The sequence below is a fragment of the Cryobacterium sp. M15 genome, from assembly GCF_002929675.1.
In the GTDB taxonomy this organism is placed as follows: domain Bacteria; phylum Actinomycetota; class Actinomycetes; order Actinomycetales; family Microbacteriaceae; genus Cryobacterium; species Cryobacterium lyxosi.
This window is the reverse complement of sequence record NZ_PJJW01000003.1, coordinates 1-1,598: the sequence shown is the minus strand read 5'-3', so window position 1 is coordinate 1,598 and position 1,598 is coordinate 1. Positions and strand designations below refer to the sequence as shown.

The following is a 1,598-nucleotide window of genomic DNA, read 5'->3' as shown; positions in this document are numbered from 1 at the left end:
GGGTGCACTAGATGGGCATTCGATCTTCGGGTCGGGTAGCTATTCAAACATTTACGGAGAGTTTGATCCTGGCTCAGGACGAACGCTGGCGGCGTGCTTAACACATGCAAGTCGAACGGTGAAGAGGAGCTTGCTCCTTGGATCAGTGGCGAACGGGTGAGTAACACGTGAGCAATCTGCCCTTGACTCTGGGATAACTGCGGGAAACTGTAGCTAATACCGGATATTACCTTGGAAGGCATCTTCTGGGGTGGAAAGAATTTTGGTCAAGGATGAGCTCGCGGCCTATCAGCTAGTTGGTGAGGTAATGGCTCACCAAGGCGACGACGGGTAGCCGGCCTGAGAGGGTGACCGGCCACACTGGGACTGAGACACGGCCCAGACTCCTACGGGAGGCAGCAGTGGGGAATATTGCACAATGGGCGCAAGCCTGATGCAGCAACGCCGCGTGAGGGACGACGGCCTTCGGGTTGTAAACCTCTTTTAGTAGGGAAGAAGCGACTGGGTTTTCCTGGGAGTGACGGTACCTGCAGAAAAAGCACCGGCTAACTACGTGCCAGCAGCCGCGGTAATACGTAGGGTGCAAGCGTTGTCCGGAATTATTGGGCGTAAAGAGCTCGTAGGCGGTTTGTCGCGTCTGCTGTGAAAACCCGAGGCTCAACCTCGGGCCTGCAGTGGGTACGGGCAGACTAGAGTGCGGTAGGGGAGATTGGAATTCCTGGTGTAGCGGTGGAATGCGCAGATATCAGGAGGAACACCAATGGCGAAGGCAGATCTCTGGGCCGTAACTGACGCTGAGGAGCGAAAGCATGGGGAGCGAACAGGATTAGATACCCTGGTAGTCCATGCCGTAAACGTTGGGAACTAGATGTGGGGACCATTCCACGGTCTCCGTGTCGCAGCTAACGCATTAAGTTCCCCGCCTGGGGAGTACGGCCGCAAGGCTAAAACTCAAAGGAATTGACGGGGGCCCGCACAAGCGGCGGAGCATGCGGATTAATTCGATGCAACGCGAAGAACCTTACCAAGGCTTGACATATACCGGAAACGGCCAGAAATGGTCGCCCCGCAAGGTCGGTATACAGGTGGTGCATGGTTGTCGTCAGCTCGTGTCGTGAGATGTTGGGTTAAGTCCCGCAACGAGCGCAACCCTCGTCCTATGTTGCCAGCACGTAATGGTGGGAACTCATGGGATACTGCCGGGGTCAACTCGGAGGAAGGTGGGGATGACGTCAAATCATCATGCCCCTTATGTCTTGGGCTTCACGCATGCTACAATGGCCGGTACAAAGGGCTGCGATACCGTAAGGTGGAGCGAATCCCAAAAAGCCGGTCTCAGTTCGGATTGAGGTCTGCAACTCGACCTCATGAAGTCGGAGTCGCTAGTAATCGCAGATCAGCAACGCTGCGGTGAATACGTTCCCGGGCCTTGTACACACCGCCCGTCAAGTCATGAAAGTCGGTAACACCCGAAGCCAGTGGCCGAACCCGTAAGGGACGGAGCTGTCGAAGGTGGGATTGGTGATTAGGACTAAGTCGTAACAAGGTAGCCGTACCGGAAGGTGCGGCTGGATCACCTCCTTTCTAAGGAGCACGTG

The 1,598-nt window shown here is 55.8% G+C and carries 1 rRNA gene; it reads left to right on the top strand.

The annotated features are described in order from the left end of the window. Positions 1–50 precede the first annotated feature (50 nt). Positions 51–1,584 (top strand): 16S ribosomal RNA (locus tag CXY83_RS00020). Positions 1,585–1,598 lie beyond the last annotated feature (14 nt).